15 protein-coding genes, 3 tRNA genes, 3 rRNA genes, 1 other RNA gene and 2 pseudogenes are annotated in these 24,717 nt (G+C 41.6%); all 24 read left to right on the forward strand.

Annotated features, from left to right (window positions below; genetic code table 11):
- Positions 1-6: 6 nt before the first annotated feature.
- The 24 genes and pseudogenes from ftsH to QMQ21_RS16175 all read left to right on the forward strand — a co-directional run bounded on the left by ftsH (position 7) and on the right by QMQ21_RS16175 (position 24,623).
- Positions 7-1,965 carry an ATP-dependent zinc metalloprotease FtsH gene (gene ftsH, locus QMQ21_RS16060; RefSeq protein ID WP_261035054.1) on the forward strand — a complete coding sequence of 653 codons (1,959 nt, stop codon included), beginning with the start codon at positions 7-9 and terminating at the stop codon, positions 1,963-1,965.
- A 120-nt stretch (positions 1,966-2,085) separates the two neighbouring features.
- On the forward strand, positions 2,086-2,565 hold the full coding sequence (locus QMQ21_RS16065; RefSeq protein WP_084887630.1) for a sigma-70 RNA polymerase sigma factor region 4 domain-containing protein: 480 nt from the start codon (positions 2,086-2,088) through the stop codon (positions 2,563-2,565).
- Positions 2,566-2,658: 93 nt separating this feature from the next.
- Positions 2,659-2,730: transfer RNA gene (locus QMQ21_RS16070), tRNA-Glu, on the forward strand.
- 241 nt (positions 2,731-2,971) lie between these two features.
- A 16S ribosomal RNA gene (locus QMQ21_RS16075) occupies positions 2,972-4,518 on the forward strand.
- 51 nt (positions 4,519-4,569) lie between these two features.
- A tRNA-Ala gene (locus tag QMQ21_RS16080) sits at positions 4,570-4,642 on the forward strand.
- Positions 4,643-4,767: 125 nt separating this feature from the next.
- Positions 4,768-7,669: ribosomal RNA gene (locus QMQ21_RS16085) — 23S ribosomal RNA — on the forward strand.
- A gap of 76 nt (positions 7,670-7,745) precedes the next feature.
- A 5S ribosomal RNA gene (gene rrf, locus QMQ21_RS16090) occupies positions 7,746-7,861 on the forward strand.
- Together the 16S, 23S and 5S rRNA genes with 3 tRNA genes alongside form the textbook arrangement of a ribosomal RNA operon.
- 5 nt (positions 7,862-7,866) lie before the next feature.
- A tRNA-Asn gene (locus QMQ21_RS16095) sits at positions 7,867-7,940 on the forward strand.
- Positions 7,941-8,321: 381 nt separating this feature from the next.
- Positions 8,322-8,558 carry a sigma(X)-activator ComW gene (gene comW, locus QMQ21_RS16100; RefSeq protein ID WP_049521810.1) on the forward strand — a complete coding sequence of 79 codons (237 nt, stop codon included), beginning with the start codon at positions 8,322-8,324 and terminating at the stop codon, positions 8,556-8,558.
- Between the two features lie 230 nt (positions 8,559-8,788).
- Positions 8,789-10,075 carry an adenylosuccinate synthase gene (locus QMQ21_RS16105; protein WP_001832534.1) on the forward strand — a complete coding sequence of 429 codons (1,287 nt, stop codon included), beginning with the start codon at positions 8,789-8,791 and terminating at the stop codon, positions 10,073-10,075.
- A gap of 199 nt (positions 10,076-10,274) precedes the next feature.
- Positions 10,275-10,742 (forward strand): tRNA adenosine(34) deaminase TadA, encoded by a 468-nt coding sequence (gene tadA, locus QMQ21_RS16110; RefSeq protein ID WP_120770748.1) that lies wholly within the window; start codon positions 10,275-10,277, stop codon positions 10,740-10,742.
- 32 nt (positions 10,743-10,774) lie between these two features.
- Positions 10,775-10,872, forward strand: an RNA gene (ffs, locus tag QMQ21_RS16115) — signal recognition particle sRNA small type.
- Between the two features lie 56 nt (positions 10,873-10,928).
- Positions 10,929-11,372 (forward strand): dUTP diphosphatase, encoded by a 444-nt coding sequence (locus tag QMQ21_RS16120; RefSeq protein ID WP_261035435.1) that lies wholly within the window; start codon positions 10,929-10,931, stop codon positions 11,370-11,372.
- Complete coding sequence (locus QMQ21_RS16125) at positions 11,332-11,889, forward strand: histidine phosphatase family protein (RefSeq protein ID WP_000863561.1); 558 nt, start codon at positions 11,332-11,334, stop codon at positions 11,887-11,889. The genes QMQ21_RS16120 and QMQ21_RS16125 overlap by 41 nt, the downstream gene beginning before the upstream one ends.
- 13 nt (positions 11,890-11,902) lie before the next feature.
- The gene (gene radA, locus QMQ21_RS16130) at positions 11,903-13,264 is read left to right on the forward strand and encodes a DNA repair protein RadA (protein ID WP_078228442.1); all 1,362 of its coding nucleotides are present in this window, start codon (positions 11,903-11,905) and stop codon (positions 13,262-13,264) included.
- A 72-nt stretch (positions 13,265-13,336) separates the two neighbouring features.
- Complete coding sequence (locus tag QMQ21_RS16135) at positions 13,337-13,834, forward strand: beta-class carbonic anhydrase (protein WP_004236873.1); 498 nt, start codon at positions 13,337-13,339, stop codon at positions 13,832-13,834.
- Between the two features lie 24 nt (positions 13,835-13,858).
- On the forward strand, positions 13,859-14,674 hold the full coding sequence (locus QMQ21_RS16140; protein WP_004257654.1) for a PrsW family intramembrane metalloprotease: 816 nt from the start codon (positions 13,859-13,861) through the stop codon (positions 14,672-14,674).
- Positions 14,675-14,819: 145 nt separating this feature from the next.
- Positions 14,820-15,788 carry a ribose-phosphate diphosphokinase gene (locus QMQ21_RS16145; protein WP_033682853.1) on the forward strand — a complete coding sequence of 323 codons (969 nt, stop codon included), beginning with the start codon at positions 14,820-14,822 and terminating at the stop codon, positions 15,786-15,788.
- 118 nt (positions 15,789-15,906) lie between these two features.
- A pseudogene (locus tag QMQ21_RS16150) lies at positions 15,907-16,820 on the forward strand (Rpn family recombination-promoting nuclease/putative transposase).
- Positions 16,821-16,827: 7 nt separating this feature from the next.
- A pseudogene (locus QMQ21_RS16155) lies at positions 16,828-17,268 on the forward strand (Rpn family recombination-promoting nuclease/putative transposase); the annotation flags it as partial.
- A 373-nt stretch (positions 17,269-17,641) separates the two neighbouring features.
- Complete coding sequence (locus QMQ21_RS16160; protein WP_284525478.1) at positions 17,642-18,577, forward strand: Ig-like domain-containing protein; 936 nt, start codon at positions 17,642-17,644, stop codon at positions 18,575-18,577.
- Between the two features lie 94 nt (positions 18,578-18,671).
- Positions 18,672-19,652, forward strand: coding sequence for a hypothetical protein (locus QMQ21_RS16165; RefSeq protein ID WP_284525479.1), 981 nt, complete (start codon positions 18,672-18,674; stop codon positions 19,650-19,652).
- A 35-nt stretch (positions 19,653-19,687) separates the two neighbouring features.
- On the forward strand, positions 19,688-21,058 hold the full coding sequence (locus tag QMQ21_RS16170; RefSeq protein WP_284525480.1) for a nucleoside triphosphate hydrolase: 1,371 nt from the start codon (positions 19,688-19,690) through the stop codon (positions 21,056-21,058).
- Positions 21,059-21,269: 211 nt separating this feature from the next.
- The gene (locus QMQ21_RS16175; protein WP_261814806.1) at positions 21,270-24,623 is read left to right on the forward strand and encodes an SIALI-17 repeat-containing surface protein; all 3,354 of its coding nucleotides are present in this window, start codon (positions 21,270-21,272) and stop codon (positions 24,621-24,623) included.
- Positions 24,624-24,717: the final 94 nt, after the last annotated feature.

Below are 24,717 nucleotides of genomic sequence, written 5' to 3' on the forward strand. Positions count from 1 at the left end.
TTTTTAATGAAAAAACAAAATAATGGTTTAATTAAAAATCCTTTTCTATGGTTATTACTTATTTTTTTCCTAGTCACAGCTTACCAGTATTTTAGTACAGGTAGTGTTGCAGGGAAAAGTGAGCAAATTAATTATACAGAATTGGTAAAAGAAATTACCGATGACAATGTAAAAGAATTGACTTACCAACCAAATGGCAGTGTTATCGAAGTTTCAGGTGTTTATAAAAATCCTAAAACAAGTAAAGAAGAAACAGGCATTCAGTTCTTTTCTCCATCTGCTACAACAGTAGAGAAATTTTCAAGCATCATTCTTCCTTCAGATACGACGGTATCAGAATTACAAAAGCTTGCTTCTGACCATAAAGCGGAAGTAACTGTTAAACATGAAAGTTCAAGTGGTATGTGGATTAATATTCTTGTATCCATTGTGCCATTCGGTATTCTTTTCTTCTTCCTATTCTCTATGATGGGAAATATGGGAGGAAATAATGGCCGTAACCCAATGAGTTTTGGACGTAGTAAGGCTAAAGCTGCAAATAAAGAAGATATTAAAGTAAGATTTTCAGATGTTGCTGGAGCTGAGGAAGAAAAACAAGAACTAGTTGAAGTTGTTGAATTCTTAAAAGATCCAAAACGATTTACAAAACTTGGAGCCCGTATTCCAGCAGGTGTTCTTTTGGAGGGACCTCCGGGAACAGGTAAAACTTTGCTTGCTAAGGCAGTAGCCGGAGAAGCAGGTGTTCCATTCTTTAGTATTTCAGGTTCTGACTTTGTAGAAATGTTTGTCGGAGTTGGAGCTAGTCGTGTTCGTTCTCTTTTTGAAGATGCCAAAAAAGCAGCACCAGCTATCATCTTTATCGATGAAATTGATGCTGTTGGCCGTCAACGTGGAGTCGGTCTCGGTGGAGGTAATGACGAACGTGAACAAACCTTGAACCAACTTTTGATTGAGATGGATGGTTTTGAGGGAAATGAAGGAATTATTGTCATCGCTGCGACAAACCGTTCAGATGTACTTGACCCTGCCCTTTTGCGTCCAGGACGTTTTGATAGAAAAGTATTGGTTGGCCGTCCTGATGTTAAAGGTCGTGAAGCAATCTTGAAAGTTCATGCTAAGAACAAGCCTTTAGCAGAAGATGTTGATTTGAAATTAGTTGCTCAACAAACTCCAGGTTTTGTTGGTGCTGATTTAGAGAATGTATTGAATGAAGCGGCTCTAGTTGCTGCTCGTCGCAATAAATCAATCATTGATGCCTCAGATATTGATGAAGCAGAAGATAGAGTTATTGCTGGACCTTCTAAGAAAGATAAGACAGTTTCACAAAAAGAACGTGAATTGGTTGCCTACCATGAGGCAGGACATACTATTGTTGGTCTAGTCTTGTCGAATGCCCGTGTTGTCCATAAGGTCACAATTGTACCACGTGGCCGTGCAGGTGGTTATATGATTGCACTTCCTAAAGAGGATCAAATGCTTCTATCTAAAGAAGATATGAAAGAGCAATTGGCTGGCTTAATGGGGGGACGTGTAGCTGAAGAAATTATCTTTAATGTCCAAACTACGGGAGCTTCAAATGACTTTGAACAGGCGACACAAATGGCGCGTGCAATGGTTACAGAGTACGGTATGAGTGAAAAACTTGGCCCAGTACAATATGAAGGAAATCATGCTATGTTTGGTGCACAAAGCCCTCAAAAATCAATTTCAGAACAAACAGCTTATGAAATTGACGAAGAGGTTCGTTCATTATTGAATGAGGCACGAAATAAAGCCGCTGAAATTATTCAGTCAAATCGTGAAACTCACAAGTTGATTGCAGAAGCATTATTGAAATACGAAACATTGGATAGTACACAAATTAAATCTCTTTATGAAACAGGAAAGATGCCTGAAACAGTCGAGGAGGAATCTCATGCACTATCCTATGATGAAGTAAAGTCAAAAATGAATGATGAGAAATAACCCAAAGAGAGGCAAGCCCTCTCTTTTTTGTGCAGTTGAGGAGCTAAAGGGAACAGAATGGAGGAAATGGGACAAAAGTGTTTCTGAATCTGTTAAACTGTATCTAGAAAGGGGGACGTTATGTTTAAAGAATTATATGAAGAAGTCCAGGGGATTGTATATAAGTGTAGAAATGAATATTACCTTCATTTATGGGAGCTATCAGATTGGGACCAAGAGGGAATGATTTGCTTACATGAATTGATTAGTAGAGAAGAAGAGCTAGTAGAAGATATTCCTCGTTTACGTAAATACTTCAAAACTAAATTCCGTAATCGAATTTTAGACCATATCCGTAAACAAGAAAGCCAGAAGCGTAGATATGATAAAGAACCTTATGAAGAAGTAGGTGAGATCTGTCATCGTATTAGTGAGGGAGGTCTCTGGCTAGATGAGTATTATCTCTTTCATGAGACACTAAGAGATTATAGAAGCAAACAAAGTAAAGATAAACAAGAAGAGTTAGAACGCGTCTTAAGACATGAACGCTTCCGAGGGCGTCAAAGAGTATTAAGAGACTTACGTATTGTGTTTAAGGAGTTTGATATCCGTACACACTAGGAAACCATGCAAAAAAAAATGAAAAAGTTTAAAAAAAGTGTTGACAAAGTTTGAAAAGCCAGTATAATAGTAAGAGTTGAAAATAACAGCTCAGGTCCGTTGGTCAAGGGGTTAAGACACCGCCTTTTCACGGCGGTAACACGGGTTCGAATCCCGTACGGACTATGGTATGTTGTGGTTGAGGCACTTGATGAAAAAAGATTAAAAAAGTTTCAAAAAAGTGTTGACAAGCGAAAGCGACTGTGATATACTAATATAGTTGTCACTTGAGAGAAGCAAGTGACAAAGACCTTTGAAAACTGAACAAGACGAACCAATGTGCAGGGCACTACAACAATTGTTGTAGTACTGAACAATGAAAAAACAATAAATCTGTCAGTGACAGAAATGAGTGAGAACTCAAACTTTTAATGAGAGTTTGATCCTGGCTCAGGACGAACGCTGGCGGCGTGCCTAATACATGCAAGTAGAACGCTGAAGGAGGAGCTTGCTTCTCCGGATGAGTTGCGAACGGGTGAGTAACGCGTAGGTAACCTGCCTGGTAGCGGGGGATAACTATTGGAAACGATAGCTAATACCGCATAAGAGTAGATGTTGCATGACATTTGCTTAAAAGGTGCAATTGCATCACTACCAGATGGACCTGCGTTGTATTAGCTAGTTGGTGGGGTAACGGCTCACCAAGGCGACGATACATAGCCGACCTGAGAGGGTGATCGGCCACACTGGGACTGAGACACGGCCCAGACTCCTACGGGAGGCAGCAGTAGGGAATCTTCGGCAATGGACGGAAGTCTGACCGAGCAACGCCGCGTGAGTGAAGAAGGTTTTCGGATCGTAAAGCTCTGTTGTAAGAGAAGAACGAGTGTGAGAGTGGAAAGTTCACACTGTGACGGTATCTTACCAGAAAGGGACGGCTAACTACGTGCCAGCAGCCGCGGTAATACGTAGGTCCCGAGCGTTGTCCGGATTTATTGGGCGTAAAGCGAGCGCAGGCGGTTAGATAAGTCTGAAGTTAAAGGCTGTGGCTTAACCATAGTACGCTTTGGAAACTGTTTAACTTGAGTGCAAGAGGGGAGAGTGGAATTCCATGTGTAGCGGTGAAATGCGTAGATATATGGAGGAACACCGGTGGCGAAAGCGGCTCTCTGGCTTGTAACTGACGCTGAGGCTCGAAAGCGTGGGGAGCAAACAGGATTAGATACCCTGGTAGTCCACGCCGTAAACGATGAGTGCTAGGTGTTAGACCCTTTCCGGGGTTTAGTGCCGCAGCTAACGCATTAAGCACTCCGCCTGGGGAGTACGACCGCAAGGTTGAAACTCAAAGGAATTGACGGGGGCCCGCACAAGCGGTGGAGCATGTGGTTTAATTCGAAGCAACGCGAAGAACCTTACCAGGTCTTGACATCCCTCTGACCGCTCTAGAGATAGAGTTTTCCTTCGGGACAGAGGTGACAGGTGGTGCATGGTTGTCGTCAGCTCGTGTCGTGAGATGTTGGGTTAAGTCCCGCAACGAGCGCAACCCCTATTGTTAGTTGCCATCATTCAGTTGGGCACTCTAGCGAGACTGCCGGTAATAAACCGGAGGAAGGTGGGGATGACGTCAAATCATCATGCCCCTTATGACCTGGGCTACACACGTGCTACAATGGCTGGTACAACGAGTCGCAAGCCGGTGACGGCAAGCTAATCTCTTAAAGCCAGTCTCAGTTCGGATTGTAGGCTGCAACTCGCCTACATGAAGTCGGAATCGCTAGTAATCGCGGATCAGCACGCCGCGGTGAATACGTTCCCGGGCCTTGTACACACCGCCCGTCACACCACGAGAGTTTGTAACACCCGAAGTCGGTGAGGTAACCTTTTAGGAGCCAGCCGCCTAAGGTGGGATAGATGATTGGGGTGAAGTCGTAACAAGGTAGCCGTATCGGAAGGTGCGGCTGGATCACCTCCTTTCTAAGGATAAGGAACTGCGCATTGGTCTTGTTTAGTCTTGAGAGGTCTTGTGGGGCCTTAGCTCAGCTGGGAGAGCGCCTGCTTTGCACGCAGGAGGTCAGCGGTTCGATCCCGCTAGGCTCCATTGGTGAGAGATCACCAAGTAATGCACATTGAAAATTGAATATCTATATCAAATAGTAACAAGAAAATAAACCGAAAACGCTGTAGTATTAATAAGAGTTTATGACTGAAAGGTCAAAAAAATAAGGTTAAGTTAATAAGGGCGCACGGTGGATGCCTTGGCACTAGGAGCCGAAGAAGGACGTGACAAACGACGATATGCCTTGGGTAGCTGTAAGTAAGCGATGATCCAGGGATTTCCGAATGGGGGAACCCAACAGGTACTACCTGTTACCCGCATCTGTTAAGGATGTGAGGAGGAAGACGCAGTGAACTGAAACATCTAAGTAGCTGCAGGAAGAGAAAGCAAAAGCGATTGCCTTAGTAGCGGCGAGCGAAACGGCAGGAGGGCAAACCGAAGAGTTTACTCTTCGGGGTTGTAGGACTGCAATGTGGACTCAAAGATTATAGAAGAATGATTTGGGAAGATCAGCCAAAGAGAGTAATAGCCTCGTATTTAAAATAGTCTTTGTACCTAGCAGTATCCTGAGTACGGCGGGACACGTGAAATCCCGTCGGAATCTGGGAGGACCATCTCCCAACCCTAAATACTCCCTAGTGACCGATAGTGAACCAGTACCGTGAGGGAAAGGTGAAAAGCACCCCGGGAGGGGAGTGAAATAGAACCTGAAACCGTGTGCCTACAACAAGTTCGAGCCCGTTAATGGGTGAGAGCGTGCCTTTTGTAGAATGAACCGGCGAGTTACGTTATGATGCGAGGTTAAGTTGAAGAGACGGAGCCGTAGGGAAACCGAGTCTGAATAGGGCGAATTAGTATCATGACGTAGACCCGAAACCATGTGACCTACCCATGAGCAGGTTGAAGGTGCGGTAAGACGCACTGGAGGACCGAACCAGGGCACGTTGAAAAGTGCTTGGATGACTTGTGGGTAGCGGAGAAATTCCAAACGAACTTGGAGATAGCTGGTTCTCTCCGAAATAGCTTTAGGGCTAGCGTCGACATTAGAGATTCTTGGAGGTAGAGCACTGTTTGGGTGAGGGGTCCATCCCGGATTACCAATCTCAGATAAACTCCGAATGCCAATGAATTATAGTCGGCAGTCAGACTGCGAGTGCTAAGATCCGTAGTCGAAAGGGAAACAGCCCAGACCACCAGCTAAGGTCCCAAAATAATTGTTAAGTGGAAAAGGATGTGGGGTTGCACAGACAACTAGGATGTTAGCTTAGAAGCAGCTATTCATTCAAAGAGTGCGTAATAGCTCACTAGTCGAGTGACCCTGCGCCGAAAATGTACCGGGGCTAAAACAATTTACCGAAGCTGTGGATACCTTTATAGGTATGGTAGGAGAGCGTTCTATGTGTGATGAAGGTGTACCGTGAGGAGTGCTGGAACGCATAGAAGTGAGAATGCCGGTATGAGTAGCGAAAGACAGGTGAGAATCCTGTCCACCGTAAGACTAAGGTTTCCAGGGGAAGGCTCGTCCGCCCTGGGTTAGTCGGGACCTAAGGAGAGACCGAAAGGTGTATCCGATGGACAACAGGTTGATATTCCTGTACTAGAGTATGTAGTGATGGAGGGACGCAGTAGGCTAACTAAAGCAGACGATTGGAAGTGTCTGTCTAAGCAGTGAGGTGTGAACTGAGTCAAATGCTTAGTTCTATAACATTGAGCTGTGATGGGGAGCGAAGTTTAGTAGCGAAGTTAGTGACGTCACACTGCCAAGAAAAGCTTCTAGCGTTTAAACATACTCTACCCGTACCGCAAACCGACACAGGTAGTCGAGGCGAGTAGCCTCAGGTGAGCGAGAGAACTCTCGTTAAGGAACTCGGCAAAATGACCCCGTAACTTCGGGAGAAGGGGTGCTGACTTTAAGTCAGCCGCAGTGAATAGGCCCAAGCAACTGTTTATCAAAAACACAGCTCTCTGCTAAATCGTAAGATGATGTATAGGGGGTGACGCCTGCCCGGTGCTGGAAGGTTAAGAGGAGTGCTTAGCGTAAGCGAAGGTATGAATTGAAGCCCCAGTAAACGGCGGCCGTAACTATAACGGTCCTAAGGTAGCGAAATTCCTTGTCGGGTAAGTTCCGACCCGCACGAAAGGCGTAATGATTTGGGCACTGTCTCAACGAGAGACTCGGTGAAATTTTAGTACCTGTGAAGATGCAGGTTACCCGCGACAGGACGGAAAGACCCCATGGAGCTTTACTGCAGTTTGATATTGAGTGTCTGTACCACATGTACAGGATAGGTAGGAGTCTATGAGATCGGGACGCCAGTTTCGAAGGAGACGTTGTTGGGATACTACCCTTGTGTTATGGCCACTCTAACCCGGATAGGTGATCCCTATCGGAGACAGTGTCTGACGGGCAGTTTGACTGGGGCGGTCGCCTCCTAAAAGGTAACGGAGGCGCCCAAAGGTTCCCTCAGAATGGTTGGAAATCATTCGCAGAGTGTAAAGGTATAAGGGAGCTTGACTGCGAGAGCTACAACTCGAGCAGGGACGAAAGTCGGGCTTAGTGATCCGGTGGTTCCGTATGGAAGGGCCATCGCTCAACGGATAAAAGCTACCCTGGGGATAACAGGCTTATCTCCCCCAAGAGTTCACATCGACGGGGAGGTTTGGCACCTCGATGTCGGCTCGTCGCATCCTGGGGCTGTAGTCGGTCCCAAGGGTTGGGCTGTTCGCCCATTAAAGCGGCACGCGAGCTGGGTTCAGAACGTCGTGAGACAGTTCGGTCCCTATCCGTCGCGGGCGTAGGAAATTTGAGAGGATCTGCTCCTAGTACGAGAGGACCAGAGTGGACTTACCGCTGGTGTACCAGTTGTCTTGCCAAAGGCATCGCTGGGTAGCTATGTAGGGAAGGGATAAACGCTGAAAGCATCTAAGTGTGAAACCCACCTCAAGATGAGATTTCCCATGATTTTATATCAGTAAGAGCCCTGAGAGATGATCAGGTAGATAGGTTAGAAGTGGAAGTGTGGCGACACATGTAGCGGACTAATACTAATAGCTCGAGGACTTATCCAAAGTAACTGAGAATATGAAAGCGAACGGTTTTCTTGCTTTGAATAGATATTCAATTTTGAGTAGGTATTACTCAGAGTTAAGTGACGATAGCCTAGGAGATACACCTGTACCCATGCCGAACACAGAAGTTAAGCCCTAGAACGCCGGAAGTAGTTGGGGGTTGCCCCCTGTGAGATATGGAAGTCGCTTAGCTTTAATCCGCCATAGCTCAGTTGGTAGTAGCGCATGACTGTTAATCATGATGTCGTAGGTTCGAGTCCTACTGGCGGAGTAGTTAAGGAAAAAGAGGTTTAGGCCTCTTTTTTTATGTAATTAATAATCTATTTAGTGTTATTTGGTGTGAGATATTTTTACTGAGTAAAGTTTCAGAGCCCTCCGTTTTCGAGCAAGGAGATTTTTTTAGTACTTTAATTGAGGGTAGCGAAGAGGCTAAACGTGGCGGACTGTAAATACGCTCCTTCGAGGGGTTCGAATCCTTCCCCTTCCATTATCTTATTTTTTGAAATTTAAGTAGTAAATTTGTTCCTATTCTGTCAACTTTTCCTATTTGTTATCTTTTTGAGGTTGGTATTTTAACAATTCAGGAATTATTAATGATTAATTAAAATTTTTTGTTAGAATAAGATCATAAAAAGTAAAGGAGTGTATGCTTATGCTACAAAATATTTATGATCAGATGACTGATTTCTATGACAGTATCGAAGAAGAGTATGCTACTTTCTTTGGTAATAGTTGGGACTGGGAACATTTTCATTTTAAATTTTTGATTTATTATTTAGTTAGATATGGCATTGGGTGTCGTAGGGATTTTATCGTTTACCATTATCGTGTTGCTTATCGTTTGTATCTTGAAAAATTGATAATGAAACAGGGTTTTGTTGCTTGTTGAAACAGTATGAGTTAATTTCCGAACAAATTTAACTTTTTGTGGCAAAATAATGATAAATAGCCGGAATTTTTTATAAATCATTTTTTAATAGTTGGAAATAGCAAATCTTTCTATTGTTTCTTCTTGATAAAAAGGCGATTTTTTCTTATAATAAATTGTAAGATATAATTGCAGGTGAGAGTCCTGCCATGTATGTGAGAAAGGAAGAGCCTGAGGGCTCAGACAAGATTATGACTTCAGTTGTTGTTGTAGGTACCCAGTGGGGTGATGAAGGTAAAGGGAAGATTACAGATTTCCTTTCAGCGAATGCAGAAGTGATTGCACGTTACCAAGGTGGTGATAATGCAGGTCACACGATTGTGATTGATGGTAAGAAATTTAAGTTGCACTTGATTCCATCTGGAATTTTCTTCCCTGAAAAAATCTCTGTTATTGGTAACGGAATGGTTGTAAATCCTAAATCTCTTGTAAAAGAGTTGAGCTATCTTCATGAGGAGGGTGTGACAACTGATAACTTGCGTATTTCTGATCGCGCGCATGTTATTTTGCCTTATCATATCGAGTTAGACCGTTTGCAAGAAGAAGCTAAGGGCGACAATAAGATTGGTACTACAATCAAGGGGATTGGTCCAGCTTATATGGACAAGGCTGCTCGTGTTGGGATTCGTATCGCAGATCTTTTGGATAAAGATATTTTCCGTGAGCGTTTAGAACGTAACCTTGCTGAAAAGAATCGTCTTTTTGAAAAATTGTATGACAGTAAAGCGATTGCTTTCGATGATATTTTTGAAGAATATTACGAATATGGTCAACAAATTAAGAAGTATGTGACAGATACATCTGTCATTTTGAATGATGCGCTTGATAACGGTAAACGTGTGCTTTTTGAAGGTGCACAAGGTGTTATGCTAGATATCGACCAAGGTACCTATCCATTTGTTACGTCATCAAACCCTGTGGCTGGTGGTGTGACCATTGGTTCTGGTGTTGGTCCAAGTAAGATTGACAAGGTTGTTGGTGTATGTAAAGCCTATACGAGTCGTGTTGGAGACGGTCCTTTCCCAACTGAGTTGTTTGATGAAGTGGGAGAACGTATCCGTGAAGTCGGTCATGAATATGGTACAACAACTGGTCGTCCACGTCGTGTGGGATGGTTTGACTCAGTTGTGATGCGTCATAGTCGTCGTGTTTCTGGTATTACTAATCTTTCATTGAACTCTATCGATGTTTTGAGTGGTTTAGATACAGTGAAGATCTGTGTGGCCTATGATCTTGATGGTCAACGTATCGACTACTATCCAGCTAGTCTTGAGCAATTGAAACGTTGCAAGCCTATCTATGAAGAGTTACCAGGTTGGTCAGAAGATATTACCGGGGTTCGTAATTTGGAAGATCTTCCTGAGAATGCGCGTAACTACGTTCGTCGTGTGAGTGAATTGGTTGGTGTTCGTATTTCTACTTTCTCAGTGGGTCCTGGTCGTGAACAAACAAATATTTTAGAAAGTGTTTGGTCCTAAGAGATTTTTAAGATTTGTTTAAGATAGGTCGGGTATACTATAGACAGTTACAAGAAGACCTCCTAACTTGTTGTAACAAATATCCTAAACTTTTCTTTTTCATAATAATCTCCCTATAGAGTCACCGCATTCGGTGGCTTTTTTTGTCTTGGGATTCATGATATAATAATAAAATCGATAAGCAAGAAAAGAGAAACGGATGAATTATACAGTTGAAGAAAAAGAAGTCTTTATGAGGGAAGCTTTGAGAGAGGCTGAGATTGCTCTTGAACATGATGAAATTCCAATTGGTTGTGTGATTGTCAAGGACGGAGAAATCATTGGCCGTGGGCATAATGCGCGTGAGGAGTTGCAACGAGCGGTTATGCATGCGGAGATTATGGCTATAGAGCATGCGAACCTGAGTGAGGAGAGTTGGCGCTTGCTGGATTGCACGCTTTTTGTGACCATTGAGCCTTGTGTCATGTGTAGTGGGGCGATTGGACTCGCCCGTATTCCAAACGTGGTCTATGGGGCTAAAAACCAGAAATTTGGCGCTGCTGGGAGTTTGTACGATATCTTGACAGATGAGCGTCTCAATCATCGTGTGGAGGTTGAAACGGGAATTTTGGAAGATGAATGCGCAGCTATTATGCAGGACTTTTTTAGAAATAGACGGAAAAAATAATTTTTCTTTTAAAATGAAGAGGAATGTGATATAATAAATAGTGGAGCAACAGTTCTGCGTGAAGCGGGTCAGGGGAGGAATCCAGCAGCCCTAAGCGATTTGAATTGTGTGCTCTTTTTTTCGTGCTTTTTCCGAATAAATAAGATAGAATAATCTAGAATAAATGATAATAGAAAAGAGAAGATGATGAAAATTCGTGGTTTTGAATTAGTTTCTAGTTTTACAGATGAAAATTTATTGCCCAAGCGTGAGACAGCGCATGCGGCTGGTTACGACTTAAAGGTTGCTGTGCGCACAGTTATCGCTCCAGGAGAGATTGTATTAATTCCGACAGGGGTTAAGGCTTATATGCAACCGACGGAGGTTCTCTACCTCTATGATCGCTCTTCAAACCCTCGTAAGAAGGGCTTGGTCTTGATTAATTCAGTTGGGGTCATTGATGGGGACTATTATGGAAATCCTGGGAATGAAGGACATATTTTTGCTCAGATGAAGAATATCACAGACCAAGAGGTTGTTCTTGAAGTTGGGGAGCGTGTGGTCCAGGCTGTCTTTGCTCCTTTCTTAATTGCAGATGGAGATATGGCTGATGGCGTTCGAACTGGTGGATTTGGATCGACCGGGCACTAGAATGAAGATTATCTTTGTACGTCACGGGGAGCCAGATTATCGTGAGTTAGAGGAGCGTTCTTATACGGGATTTGGGATAGATTTGGCCCCCTTGTCTGAGAAGGGACGGCAGCAAGCCCAGAAACTGAGCACCAATCCTTTACTCCCTTCAGCTGAAATAATCGTATCTTCTGCAGTCACAAGAGCTTTAGAAACGGCTTCTTATGTGGCTTGTGTTACTGGACTTCCTTTGAGAGTGGAACCATTATTGCATGAATGGCAGGTCTATGAAAGTGGCACAGATAATTTTGAAAAAGCTCGTGCTATATTTCTAGAAAATAATGGGGAGTTACTTCCTAATAGTCCTATTCAATATGAGACAGCTGCGAAGATGAAGTCTCGTTTTCTAGAATGCATGGCTAAGTATCGAGATTACCAGACCGTGATAGTGGTAACTCACAACATGCTCATGCGTCAGTTTGTGCCAAATGAGAAGATTGATTTTTGCCAAGTGATTGAGTGTGAGTTAGAGATATAGAAAGAGGTTTATCATCGCAAAGAAAAAAGCGACATTTGTATGTCAAAATTGTGGGTATAATTCACCTAAATATCTGGGGCGTTGCCCCAACTGTGGGTCTTGGTCTTCTTTTGTAGAAGAGGTTGAGGTTGCCGAGGTCAAGAATGCGCGTGTGTCCTTGACAGGTGAGAAAACCAAGCCCATGAAACTGGCTGAGGTGACTTCCATCAATGTCAATCGAACCAAGACGGAGATGGAGGAATTCAACCGTGTACTTGGAGGCGGAGTGGTACCGGGAAGTCTCGTCCTCATAGGTGGGGATCCTGGTATTGGGAAATCAACCCTTCTCCTACAAGTCTCAACTCAGCTGTCTCAAGTTGGGACTGTTCTCTACGTCAGTGGGGAGGAGTCTGCCCAGCAGATTAAGCTACGAGCAGAGCGCTTGGGTGATATTGATAGTGAGTTTTATCTTTATGCAGAGACCAATATGCAGAGTGTTCGAACTGAGGTGGAGCGCATCCAGCCAGACTTCCTCATCATCGACTCCATTCAGACTATTATGTCTCCTGAGATTTCAGGGGTGCAGGGGTCTGTTTCTCAAGTGCGTGAGGTGACAGCGGAACTTATGCAGCTGGCCAAAACAAATAACATTGCCATCTTTATCGTAGGACATGTGACCAAGGAGGGCACTCTAGCTGGTCCTCGTATGTTGGAGCATATGGTGGATACGGTGCTTTACTTTGAAGGGGAGCGCCACCATACCTTCCGTATTTTAAGAGCGGTCAAAAACCGTTTTGGATCCACTAATGAGATTGGGATTTTTGAGATGCAGTCGGGCGGTTTGGTTGAGGTTCTCAATCCGAGTCAAGTTTTCTTAGAAGAGCGTTTGGATGGAGCAACTGGTTCATCAATCGTTGTGACCATGGAAGGGACGCGTCCGATTTTGGCGGAGGTTCAGGCTTTGGTAACACCGACCATGTTTGGAAATGCCAAGCGTACGACGACAGGACTTGATTTTAACCGTGCTAGCTTGATTATGGCTGTTTTGGAAAAACGGGCAGGTCTTCTCTTGCAAAATCAGGATGCCTATCTCAAATCTGCTGGCGGTGTCAAATTGGATGAACCTGCCATTGACTTAGCTGTTGCAGTTGCCATTGCTTCGAGCTACAAGGATAAGCCAACTAATCCTCAGGAATGTTTTGTGGGAGAACTGGGCTTGACAGGAGAGATTCGGCGTGTGAATCGTATCGAACAACGCATCAATGAAGCTGCTAAACTGGGATTTACTAAGATTTATGTACCTAAGAATTCCTTGACAGGAATTACTCCGCCTAAGGAAATTCAGGTCATTGGAGTGACAACGATTCAGGAAGTTTTGAAAAAGGTCTTTGCATAATCCGTGACAAATCTTCTTAAAAATGATAAGATAGGAGAAATATTTGACTATCAAATTTTCGAGGAGGGAATCGTGTCGTATTTTGAACAGTTTATGCAAGCCAATCAGGCTTATGTTGCCCTACATGGGCAGTTAAATCTGCCACTTAAACCCAAAACAAGAGTGGCTATTGTGACCTGTATGGACTCTCGTCTGCACGTTGCGCAAGCCCTAGGTTTGGCACTTGGGGATGCTCATATCTTGCGGAATGCAGGAGGTCGAGTGACTGAGGACATGATTCGTTCGCTAGTTATTTCCCAGCAACAAATGGGGACAAGAGAGATTGTGGTGTTGCACCATACAGACTGTGGTGCTCAGACTTTTGAAAATGGCTCTTTTCAGGAGTATTTAAAAGAGGAACTAGGTGTTGATGTGTCAGATCAGGACTTTTTGCCTTTCCAAGATATAGAGGAGAGTGTACGCGAGGATATGCAACTCCTTATCGAGTCTCCCTTAATACCAGATGATGTGATAATCTCTGGTGCCATTTACGATGTGGATACAGGAAGTATGACAGTCGTAGAATTATAAATACTTCATTTAGAAAGAAAGTGTATGAAGAAAAACAGTATTTTATTTATTTTTATCTTATTGCTATGTATTGGTTTGCAGTATGAGACTATCTACTATACGGATGGTTCGATGTCAGGTGCGGAATATGGACTAATGGGAGTTTCTATCTTTCTAGCTCTCTTTTACATGATTCCGGCTCTTTATTTCCTTTTCTGTATTGGGAAAAAATGGGAATTACCAAAGAAGGCCTTGATTTTGTCTTTATTGGGTGGGATGTTCCTTTCAGGTTGGCTGTCTAGCTTTGCTAATACCTATATCCATGATTTACTGGGTATTCTTTTCCCAGATAGTGCATTTTTAAATGCCTTTGAAAGTGCTATTGTGGCTCCTTTGGTAGAAGAACCGCTTAAATTATTGCCACTTGTCTTTGTTTTGGCTTTGATTCCTGTACGAAAATTAAAATCTTTGTTTTTACTTGGAATTGCTTCTGGTTTGGGATTTCAAATGATTGAGGATATTGGCTATATTCGTACGGATTTGCCAGAGGGCTTTGACTTTACTATTTCGAGAATTTTAGAGCGTATCATCTCAGGAATTGCCTCTCACTGGACTTTTTCAGGTCTGGCTGTAGTAGGTGTTTACTTGCTTTACAGAGCTTATAAAGGGCAGAAGGTTGGCAAGAAAGAGGGGCTTATTTTCCTAGGTTTAGCCTTGGGAACTCATTTCTTGTTTAATTCTCCTTTTGTTGAATTGGAGACAGAGTTGCCTTTAGCGATTCCAGTGGTTACGGCTATTACTCTCTATGGTTTTTATCAGGCTTATCGTTTTGTTGAGAAGCACAATGAGTTGATGAACTAGAATATTTTTTAAAAGAATGATGCAAGGGTACAAATATGGTGCCCTTCTTTTATTTTTGATTGAAAAATAGTGCAAAAAGCGCTACAATGGTAAATGGAAAAATCTTGTGAAAAGCACAAGCGATACATATATACCGGAGGAAATCATGTCTTTTTCTGATTTAAAGCTGTTTGCCCTTTCTTCTAATCAAGAATTGGCAAAACGTGTAGCGCAGGAGATTGGGATAGAGTTGGGGAAATCAAGTGTCCGCCAATTTTCAGATGGAGAGATTCAGGTCAACATCGAAGAATCAATCCGTGGGAAACACGTCTTTATCCTACAATCAACTAGTTCGCCTGTAAATGACAATCTGCTTGAAATTTTGATTATGGTAGATGCTTTGAAGCGTGCGAGTGCAGAATCTGTCAATGTTGTCATGCCTTACTATGGATATGCACGTCAGGATAGAAAGGCGAGAGCGCGTGAGCCAATCACTTCAAAACTTGTTGCAAATATGCTTGAAGTAGCTGGAGTGGATCGTTTATTGACCATCGACTTGCATGCTGCGCAGATTCAAGGATTCTTTGATATTCCTGTGGATCATTTGATGGGAGCTCCTCTGATTGCGGATTATTTTGAGCGTCGTGGTATGGTTGGTTCTGACTATGTGGTTGTCAGCCCAGACCATGGAGGTGTGACTCGTGCCCGTAAGTTGGCAGAATTTTTGAAAACATCTATTGCTATTATTGACAAACGTCGTAGCGTTGATAAGATGAATACCAGTGAAGTCATGAACATCATCGGTAAGGTCGAAGGCAAGACTTGTATCTTGATTGATGATATGATTGATACTGCTGGAACGATTTGTCATGCGGCAGATGCTCTTGCAGAAGCTGGTGCTGTTGAAGTCTATGCAAGCTGTACGCACCCAGTTCTTTCTGGTCCTGCTATGGACAATATCCAAAAGTCAGCTATTAAGAAATTGGTTGTTTTGGATACCATCTATCTTCCAGAAGAGCGTTTGATTGATAAGATTGAGCAAATTTCAATCGCTCATCTCCTAGGGGATGCTATCGTACGTATCCATGAAAAACGCCCACTTTCTCCACTTTTCAGTATTGAGAAAAAGATTTAATGAACAAGCCTGAGATGATTCTCAGGTTTTTTTCATCTCTTTTCCGAATAAATAGATAGAGCCAGAGAATCTAGCAAATTTAGATTTAAAACTGTGGTATAATAAAAGGAGGAAAAGGATGATTCTCAGACATCCGGGCATCAGCCCGACTAATGACTTGGTAGCTAAGAAAATCTTTAGCAATCCAGAAATCACTTGTCAATTTATTCGCGATATGCTGGATTTACCAGCAAAAAATGTGACCATTTTGGAGGGAAGCAATATTCACGTCTTGCCTTCCATACCTTACTCGGCGCAGGATTTCTATACCAGTATAGATGTTTTGGCGGAGTTGGACAATGGCACGCAAGTAATCATTGAAATTCAGGTGCATCATCAGAATTTTTTCATTAATCGTTTATGGGCTTACCTGTGCAGTCAGGTTAATCAAAACCTAGAAAAAATTCGCCAACGTGAAGGTGATACACATCAAAGTTACAAACACATCGCACCAGTATACGCAATCGCAATTGTGGACAGCAATTATTTCCAAGATGATTTGGCTTTTCATAGCTTTAGCATGCGCGAGGATACGACAGGTGAGGTTTTAACCATCACAAACAATGGACAGAAAAACCATCTAGTCAAGATGGCATTCTTGGAATTAAAAAATACAGAGAAACCAGCAAAGATAAGGTTCGCAAACCGTGGTTGGAGTTTTTCGGGAACAAACCCTTTACCCAACAACCCGAGCGAGCCATTAGCCAGGCAGACCAACTGCTGGACTATAAGAGCTGGTCTGAGGAGGACAGGAAGATGTTTAGTCAACTACGTATGCGTGAGGAACAAGCCTTGTTAGCACAGGACTATGCCTTGGAAACTGCTAGGGCAGAGGGACTGGAACAAGGTATTGAACAAGGTTTAGAGCGTGGGAAATTCTTTGCCTTCTTAGATATGGTTCGCCAAGGTCTTCTGACACCTGAGGTTGCCAGCCAGCAGTTGGGCATGACGGTCGCTGAGTTTGAGGCACTATTGAAAGACCATCATAAATAAGACCTAAAAATACAGAGAAACCAGGAAAGACAGGGTTCGCAAACCCTGGTTGGAGTTTTTCGGGAACAAACCCTTTACCCAACAACCCGAGCGAGCTATCAGCCAGGCAGACCAACTGCTGGACTATAAGAGTTGGTCCGAGGAGGACAGAAAAATGTTTAGTCAACTACGTATGCGTGAAGAACAAGCGTTATTGGCTCAGGATTATGCCTTGGAAACAGCTAGAGCGGAAGGCATTGAACAAGGTATTGAACAAGGTATTGAACAAGGTTTAGAACGTGGCCGTGCTGAGGGGATTGAACGGGGATTGGAGCGAGGACTAGCAGAGGGTATCGAAGAGGGATTAAAAGTAGGTCTAGTAAATCTCGTTCGCCAAGGTCTTCTGACTTCCGAGGTTGCTAGCGAGCAATTAGGCATGACCGTCGCTGAGTTTGAGGCCTTGCTATAAGGTCATATTTTAGATAGTAGAAAGTTGATGAAATGGCAAGTTCTTATCAAAAAACTTGCCATTTTTGCTTGACATTTGGAAGGGGTTATAGGATAATACTACAGAAGTGAGTTCTGTCCGACTGTCTATGTGGATTAGATATGAATGATTTGACTAAAGGATGGTAAATTTGTGAGATTTTCACTTGAATATAGGATATTTTAAGCATATTCACTCTCACAAAGTTGTTTTTTCACCTTTTTTTCTAAAAATAGGAAAAAACTTTAAAAACTCGAAGAAAACCCTTGACAAATCCTGCAAATATTTATATACTGTATGGTAGTAAGATAGTCTTACGAAAAAATATATAATGAAAAACAAAGGAGATAAAACGATGAAAAAAGTTTTATTGACAAGCGCAGTCGCTCTTGCAGCATTTGGTGCTGTACAATCTGTTTCAGCTACTTCAGCAGATTCATTTGGTGGTTATAACCCAGATGGAAGTTCAAAAGTTAATGTAACTGGACAAAAAGATAATCCAAACAACCGTTTTGGTTATGGATTCGCAATTGGATCTCAATATATCCGTTACGACCGTGATGCAGCGCATGGTTTCGACCGTCATGTTCGTGTAACTGTTGTTGATGGTGGTGGACGTCCAGTTCCTAACGTAGAAGTTGACTTCTTCTTGAAACCAGCTAAGGGTGAACAAAAACCAGAATACTTTACTGCTAAAACTGACCAATCAGGTGATGCAGAACTTCCAACATTATTCAAAGCTGGTGAAGTGATTCAATACCGTGTTGCTAAAACAGCTACTGACTTTAAAGAAGCAGTAGAACTTGTTGGTGAATTTACTGTTGAAGCTGGTACTTCTGTATCTGGTTCATTGTACACAAATGGTCGCATTGTATTGCCATACAAACTTGATGATCGTGCAGCACAAATTGGTAACGCAACTACAGCTTCTCAATACGGTTGGGCTCAAACAGCTGAAGGTTGGAAATACTTCGAAAATGCTGCAGCTGTTAAAGGTTGGAAACAAGTTGACGGTAAATGGTACTTCTTTAACGCTGAAGGCGTAATGCAAAAATGGTGGGTTAAAGATGGTAACACTTGGTACTACCTAAACGGTTCAGGTCAAATGCAAACTGGTTGGTTGCAAGATGGCGGTAAATGGTACTACCTTGAAAACTCAGGTGCTATGAAAGCTAGCCAATGGTTTGAAGTTGCTGGTAAATGGTACTACGTTGACGGTTCAGGTGCCCTTGCAGTGAATACTACTGTAGGTGGGTACACTGTTGATGCCAACGGTGCATGGGTTAAATAAGAAATTTAACTAAAACAGGAGAGTTATCTCCTGTTTTTTCTTGCATTAATATTGTATAAGTATTATAATGGTTAAAAATAATAGGAGGTTTTCAATGAAATCAAAAATGTGGAAAGTTTTATTAGGTGCAACCTTAGCAGGAACTGCCCTTGTTGGATCAAGAGTAGCTGAAGTAAAGGCTTCGGAAACAAATGTTTATAAGACAGTTGTTTGGGTTACAAAACAGGAAGATGGCAAAGAAAAGATTTTAAAAGATGCTCAAACTTATGATTCATCAAAGCCTGAGACATCATCTCCTGGAAGTATTTCAGGTTATAAATGGGATGGGTCTAAAATTGAAGGAACTGTTCTAAAACATTACTTTAAGCCAACGGTGACGATTTCGGGTGATAAAGTTGACGGAATTTCTGTAAAACCTGATGTTTTAAAACCATTTAAAGATACAGTAAAGGGTACTTCTTGGTTGGTCATGGAATCAGATGGAACTAGTAGAGAATTAAAAGCTTTTCTTCCTGCTACTGCTGCCAAAAAAGCTGAAGAAGTTGAACATGGTACAATTAAAGGTTATCGTTTTGTAGAAACTAAGATTGACCAAGGGGTTCGTAAACATTGGTTTGTAAAAGACGATAGTGCTACTGGGACTGAAAAAGTGGAAGAGAAACTTACAGGTTGGCAATATATCTCTGGGAAGTGGTACTTCTTTGATCAAGATGGCATGAAGAAAACTGGCTGGGTAAATGATGGTAGCTGGTATTATTTAGCGGCAGATGGTAGTATGCAAACTGGTTGGAAATTTATTTCTGGTAAATGGTATTATCTCAATAGTGCTGGCTCTATGCAGACAGGTTGGTTGAACCAAGGTGGTAAGTGGTACTATCTCTACTCCGATGGTGCAATGGCTGCTGGTTGGGCAAAAGTAGATGGTAAATGGTACTATCTAAATACCACTGGTGCAATGGTGACTGGTTGGTTCCAAGCAGGTGGTAAGTGGTATTATGCCTATAGTTCAGGCGCTCTTGCAGTAAGTACAACGATTAACGGCTACACTCTAAATGCAAATGGTGAGTGGGTATAATATTATAAACGGAATAAGTGATAGAGAGGTAAAAGATGAAAGTAAAACACATTTTAGCAGTGGGAGCTGCAGGGGTAACATTACTTGGAGCTAGTACTTTATTAGCTTCAATTTCAGATGAACTAACAGTCTATGCTAGTCAAAATACGACAGAAAATCCTAATCCAGAAAACTTTCGTAGTACACAGTGGAGATATAGAGATAAATCTAATATCCCATTAACTTTCAAATATGCTGAGAAATACTCAGGTGAACCAGGAGAATTTGCAGAATTTACTTATGTAAAAAGTTATTCGGATGGAGGTGTTTGGGTTCATGAGTTTGCTTTAAAAGCTGGTGCAACACCTCCAGCTTCAAACGATAACACATATGTTAATACAAATAGTACTGGTAGAAATAATACGGATCATGTAGATTCTTCTGATACTAACTCATCAACTAATCAAAAAAATGAGTACAAATGGTTAACTGTTAATGGGAAACCTCAACTTTATATTAATAATAATTTAGCTACAGGTTGGCAAAAAGTTGATGGGAAAATCTATTATTTTGATGACAAGGGAGTCATGAAAACAGGAATCCTCGAACTCAAAGATAAACGCTATTACTTTGATGAAGATGGTGTGATGAAAGCTGGTTGGGTCAATGAAGGTGGTAAAGATTACTATATTTCTGATGATGGTTCTAAACCAACTACTATCATTGCAAAAGGTGAGAAGATTTACTACGTTAAAGAGGGGATTCAACAAACTGGCCTACAGCAGATTGATAAAAAATGGTACTTTTTATTAGCAGACGGTAGCCGTAAAACAGGTCTCGTTCAAGATGCAAATAAGAAATGGTATTATATTACAAATGATGGTGAACGTAAAACAGGTCTCGTAAAAGATAGCGATGGTGCTTATCATTTTCTAACTGAAGATGGTGGACGAAAGACAGGTTCCGTTACGATTGATGGTGTGACTTATAAACTAGCAGATCGAGCAAGTAGTAAGCCAGGATGGAATAAAATTGATGGTAAGTGGTACTATTATGATGCGGAAGATAACATGAAGACAGGTTGGGTTAAAGATGGCTCATGGTACTACTTAGATGCTTCTGGTGTAATGAAGATAGGTTGGCAAAAAGTTGATGGAGTATGGTACTATCTAGATGGATCAGGTGCCATGCAAACTGGCTGGTTGCAAGATGGTGGTACTTGGTACTACCTAAACAGTTCAGGTGCTATGGTAACTGGCTGGGCTAAAGTTGGTGGTACATGGTATTACCTTAAAGGCTCAGGTGCTATGGTAACTGATTGGTTCCAAGTAGGTGGTAAATGGTACTATGCTTATAGTTCAGGCGCCCTTGCAGTAAGCACTACAGTTGATGGTTATTACGTAAATGCTAACGGTGAGTGGGTTTAAAAGTGTAAAATTTACCATAGAAAATGTAAATAATGAAAAGAAAATAAAAAGAAAGCTTATAAAACAGGCCTTCTTTTTTCTTTTACAAGAGGTATATTTGAAAATCAATATAAGTATATAAATGTAAAGATAAAATCACCTATCACTGGATTATATTTTTAGAAAGAGTTATAATAAACCCAAATATAATTCTAAAAAAGGGGTTTCAAAAATGGATAAAAAGAAAATGATTTTAACTAGCTTGGCTAGTGTGGCTGTTTTGGGAGCGGCATTTGCGGCATCTCAACCATCAGTCGTGAAAGCTGCAGAGGATAATACAGCTACTGCTTCATCTCAACCAGCTGGCGCAACTGATACATCAGCAACTAATTCAAATAGCGCAACTAACCCTGCTGGAAATTCTGAGACAACAGAGCAACCAGCGGCTACTCAGCCAGCAGAAACTGGAGCTACTGACACTTCTAAATCAGAAGTTACAAGTCCAGAAATTAAACAAGCTGAAGCTGACGCTAAAAAAGCTGAAGGAAAGGTTACTGAAGCTCAAGCTAAAGTAGATACAACGACTGCAGCAGCTAAAGAAGCTGATACAAAACTTGAAGCAGAGAAAAAAGAAGCTGCTGAAGCTGAAGCTGCAAAAACTGAAGCTGAAAAAGCTAAAACTGCAGCTGACGAAGAATTAGATGCAGCAAAAACAAAAGCTGCTGCAGCTGACGCTAAAGCTAAAGAAGAAGCGAAGAAAGAAGAAGACGCTAAGAAAGAAGAAGCTGATTCTAAAGAAGCATTAACCGAGGCTTTAAAACAATTACCTGATGATAACGAATTACTCGACAAAAAAGCAAAAGAGGAATTGTTGAAGGCTGTTGAATCTGGTGAATTAAAAGCTGGGGATATTCTTAAAGAATTAGAAAACGACGATAAAACATCTCAAGCTAATGCTAAAGCAACTCAAGCTGAAGCTAAAACTAAAGATCAATTACCAGCAAACATTAAGGCTGGAATTGACAAAGCTGAAAAAGCCGATGCTGCTCGTCCTGCATCAGAAAAAGCTCAAGATAAAGCTGATGACTTAGGTGAAAAAGTTGATACGCTTAAAGAAGATGCTGATGCATTAAAAGCTGAAGAAGATAAAAAAGCTGAAACTCTTAAAAAACAAGAAGATACATTAAAAGAAGCTAAAGAAGCTCTTAAATCTGCTCAAGATAATGGATTTGGTAAAGATATCACAGCACCACTAGAAAAAGCTGTAACTGCGATTGAAAAAGAGCGTGATGCTGCACAAAATGCATTTGATCAAGCTGCTTCGGATACTAAAGCTGTTGCTGATGAGCTAAACAAACTTACTGATGAGTACAACAAAGCTCTTGATGAAGTAAAAGCTGCTAAAGAAAAAGAGGCTAACGAGCCAGCTAAACCAGTAGAAGAAGAACCAGCTAAACCAGCAGAAAAAACAGAAGCTGAAAAAGCTGCTGAAGCTAAAGCAGAAGCCGATGCTAAAGTTGCTGAATTGCAGAAAAAAGCAGACGAAGCTAAAACAAAAGCAGATGAAGCTACAGCTAAAGCAGAAAAAGAAGCTGAAGATGTAAAAGCTGCTCAAACTAAAAAAGATGAAGCCGATAAAGCTAAAGCTGACGCAGAAGCTGAATTGACTAAAGCAAAAGAAGAAGCCGACAAAGCTAAAGCTAAAGTTGAAGAACTTAAAAAAGAAGAAGCTGAAACTAGAACTGCTCTTAAAGATGCATTAGATCAACTTGAAAAAGCTATCGATGCTGATGCTAAGATTACAAATAAAGAAGAAGCTAAAAAAGCATTAGGTAAAGAAGATATTTTAGCTGCAGTTGAAAAAGGCGACTTAACTGCAGGAGATGTTCTTAAAGAATTAGAAAATCAAAATGCGACTGTTGAAGCTACTAAAGATCAAGATCCTCAAGCTGACGAAATCGGTGCTACAAAACAAGAAGGTAAAGCTCTATCTGAGCTTCCAGCTGCTGATAAAGAAAAATTAGACGCTGCTTACAACAAAGAAGCTTCTAAACCAATCGTTAAAAAACTTCAAGACATCGCTGATGATATCGCTGAAAAAATTGAAAAATTAACTAAAGTAGCTGATAAAGACAAAGCTGATGCTACTGAAAAAGCTAAAGCTGTAGAAGAAAAAAATGCTGCATTAGATAAACAAAAAGAAACTTTAGAAAAAGCTAAAACTGCACTTGCAACAGCTAAGAAAAACAATGCTGAACAATCTATCCAAGATGGATTACAAGATGCTGTAACTAGATTAGAAGCTGCTGTTGCTTCTGCTAAAACTGCTGCAGATGAAGCTCAAGCTAAATTCGACGAAGTTAACGAAGTAGTGAAAGCTTACAAAGATGCAATCGATGAACTAACTGATGATTACAACGCAACTTTAGGTTATATCGAAAACTTAAAAGAAGTTCCTAAAGGTGAAGCACCAAAAGACTTCGCAGGTGGAGTAAATGATGATGAAGCAACTACTGAGCCTGCTAAGGAAGCGGATGAGGTTCCAACGGTTCCTAATGCTCCAGAATTCAATGGTGGGGTAAATCCTGCTGACGCTCCTACAGCTGAAGAAAAACCTGAATTCACAGGTGGAGTAAACGATGAAGAAGCGCCTACAACACCAGCAACTCCAGAGTTCAATAGTGGTGTAAATGATGATAATGCTCCTACTCAACCTAATAATCCTGAATTCAACGGAGGAGTAAATGATACAACACCTCCTACTGAACCTAATAAACCAGAGGGAGAAGCTCCAAAACCAACTAAACCTGAAACTTCAAACGGAGATGCACTTGTACAACCAGAACTTCCTGAATTTGGTGCAAACAATCCTGAAATCAAAAAAATCTTAGACGAAATAGCTAAAGTCAAAGAGCAAATCAAAGACAGCGAAGAAAATGAAGGTGTTGAAGATTACTATAAAGATGGATTAAAAGATCGTTTATCAGATTTAGAAGAAGCCTTAAATACTTTAATCAATAATAAAGCTGCACGTGCAGAAAACGAGCAGTTAGTAGTTACCCGTTATATTGATATTGATTCTAATGCTGACATTTTGGAGGCCGAAGCAGGTAACTTCAAAGGTAAACCAATTGCAGGTTATACTTTTGTGAAATCTGAAGAAGAAAATGGTATTATTACTAACTACTACAGAAGAGTAGATGGAAATTATAATAAGGGACCTCAAATAGAACAACAGTCAGGTAGAAATGGTGGAGATTACCCTGGTGATCGTTACATTATTAATAGACCATCTGCTACCCCAGATGAAACTACACCATCTACACCAGCTCCTGAAACCCCATCTACACCAGCTCCTGGAACAGATGCTCCATCTGTACCAACAGCTGAAACTCCAGCAACTCCTGCGGTTGCACCAACTGTAGCAGGTACTAATAAAGATAATACATATCAAGCTCCAGCTGTGAAAGCAGAAGATAAGAAAGAACTTCCTAACACTGGTGGTAAAGATAATGTTGCAATTGCATCATTAGGATTCCTTGGATTGCTCCTTGGTGCCCTTCCATTTGTGAAACGCAAAAACTAATTAGTTGGAGATATAAAAGAGAAGGATTATGACCTTCTCTTTTTGCGATATGGACTATAGTGAGAGTTCTATTTAAAGAAGAAAAAAGTGAACA

Source organism: Streptococcus bouchesdurhonensis, assembly GCF_948472335.1.

Coding starts and splice junctions, on each gene's coding strand:
- ftsH (WP_261035054.1), top strand. CDS start 7: ATGAAAAAACAAAATAATGGTTTAATTAAAAATCCTTTTCTATGGTTA.
- QMQ21_RS16065 (WP_084887630.1), top strand. CDS start 2,086: ATGTTTAAAGAATTATATGAAGAAGTCCAGGGGATTGTATATAAGTGT.
- comW (WP_049521810.1), top strand. CDS start 8,322: ATGCTACAAAATATTTATGATCAGATGACTGATTTCTATGACAGTATC.
- QMQ21_RS16105 (WP_001832534.1), top strand. CDS start 8,789: ATGACTTCAGTTGTTGTTGTAGGTACCCAGTGGGGTGATGAAGGTAAA.
- tadA (WP_120770748.1), top strand. CDS start 10,275: ATGAATTATACAGTTGAAGAAAAAGAAGTCTTTATGAGGGAAGCTTTG.
- QMQ21_RS16120 (WP_261035435.1), top strand. CDS start 10,929: ATGAAAATTCGTGGTTTTGAATTAGTTTCTAGTTTTACAGATGAAAAT.
- QMQ21_RS16125 (WP_000863561.1), top strand. CDS start 11,332: ATGGCGTTCGAACTGGTGGATTTGGATCGACCGGGCACTAGAATGAAG.
- QMQ21_RS16140 (WP_004257654.1), top strand. CDS start 13,859: ATGAAGAAAAACAGTATTTTATTTATTTTTATCTTATTGCTATGTATT.
- QMQ21_RS16145 (WP_033682853.1), top strand. CDS start 14,820: ATGTCTTTTTCTGATTTAAAGCTGTTTGCCCTTTCTTCTAATCAAGAA.
- QMQ21_RS16160 (WP_284525478.1), top strand. CDS start 17,642: ATGAAAAAAGTTTTATTGACAAGCGCAGTCGCTCTTGCAGCATTTGGT.
- QMQ21_RS16165 (WP_284525479.1), top strand. CDS start 18,672: ATGAAATCAAAAATGTGGAAAGTTTTATTAGGTGCAACCTTAGCAGGA.
- QMQ21_RS16170 (WP_284525480.1), top strand. CDS start 19,688: ATGAAAGTAAAACACATTTTAGCAGTGGGAGCTGCAGGGGTAACATTA.
- QMQ21_RS16175 (WP_261814806.1), top strand. CDS start 21,270: ATGGATAAAAAGAAAATGATTTTAACTAGCTTGGCTAGTGTGGCTGTT.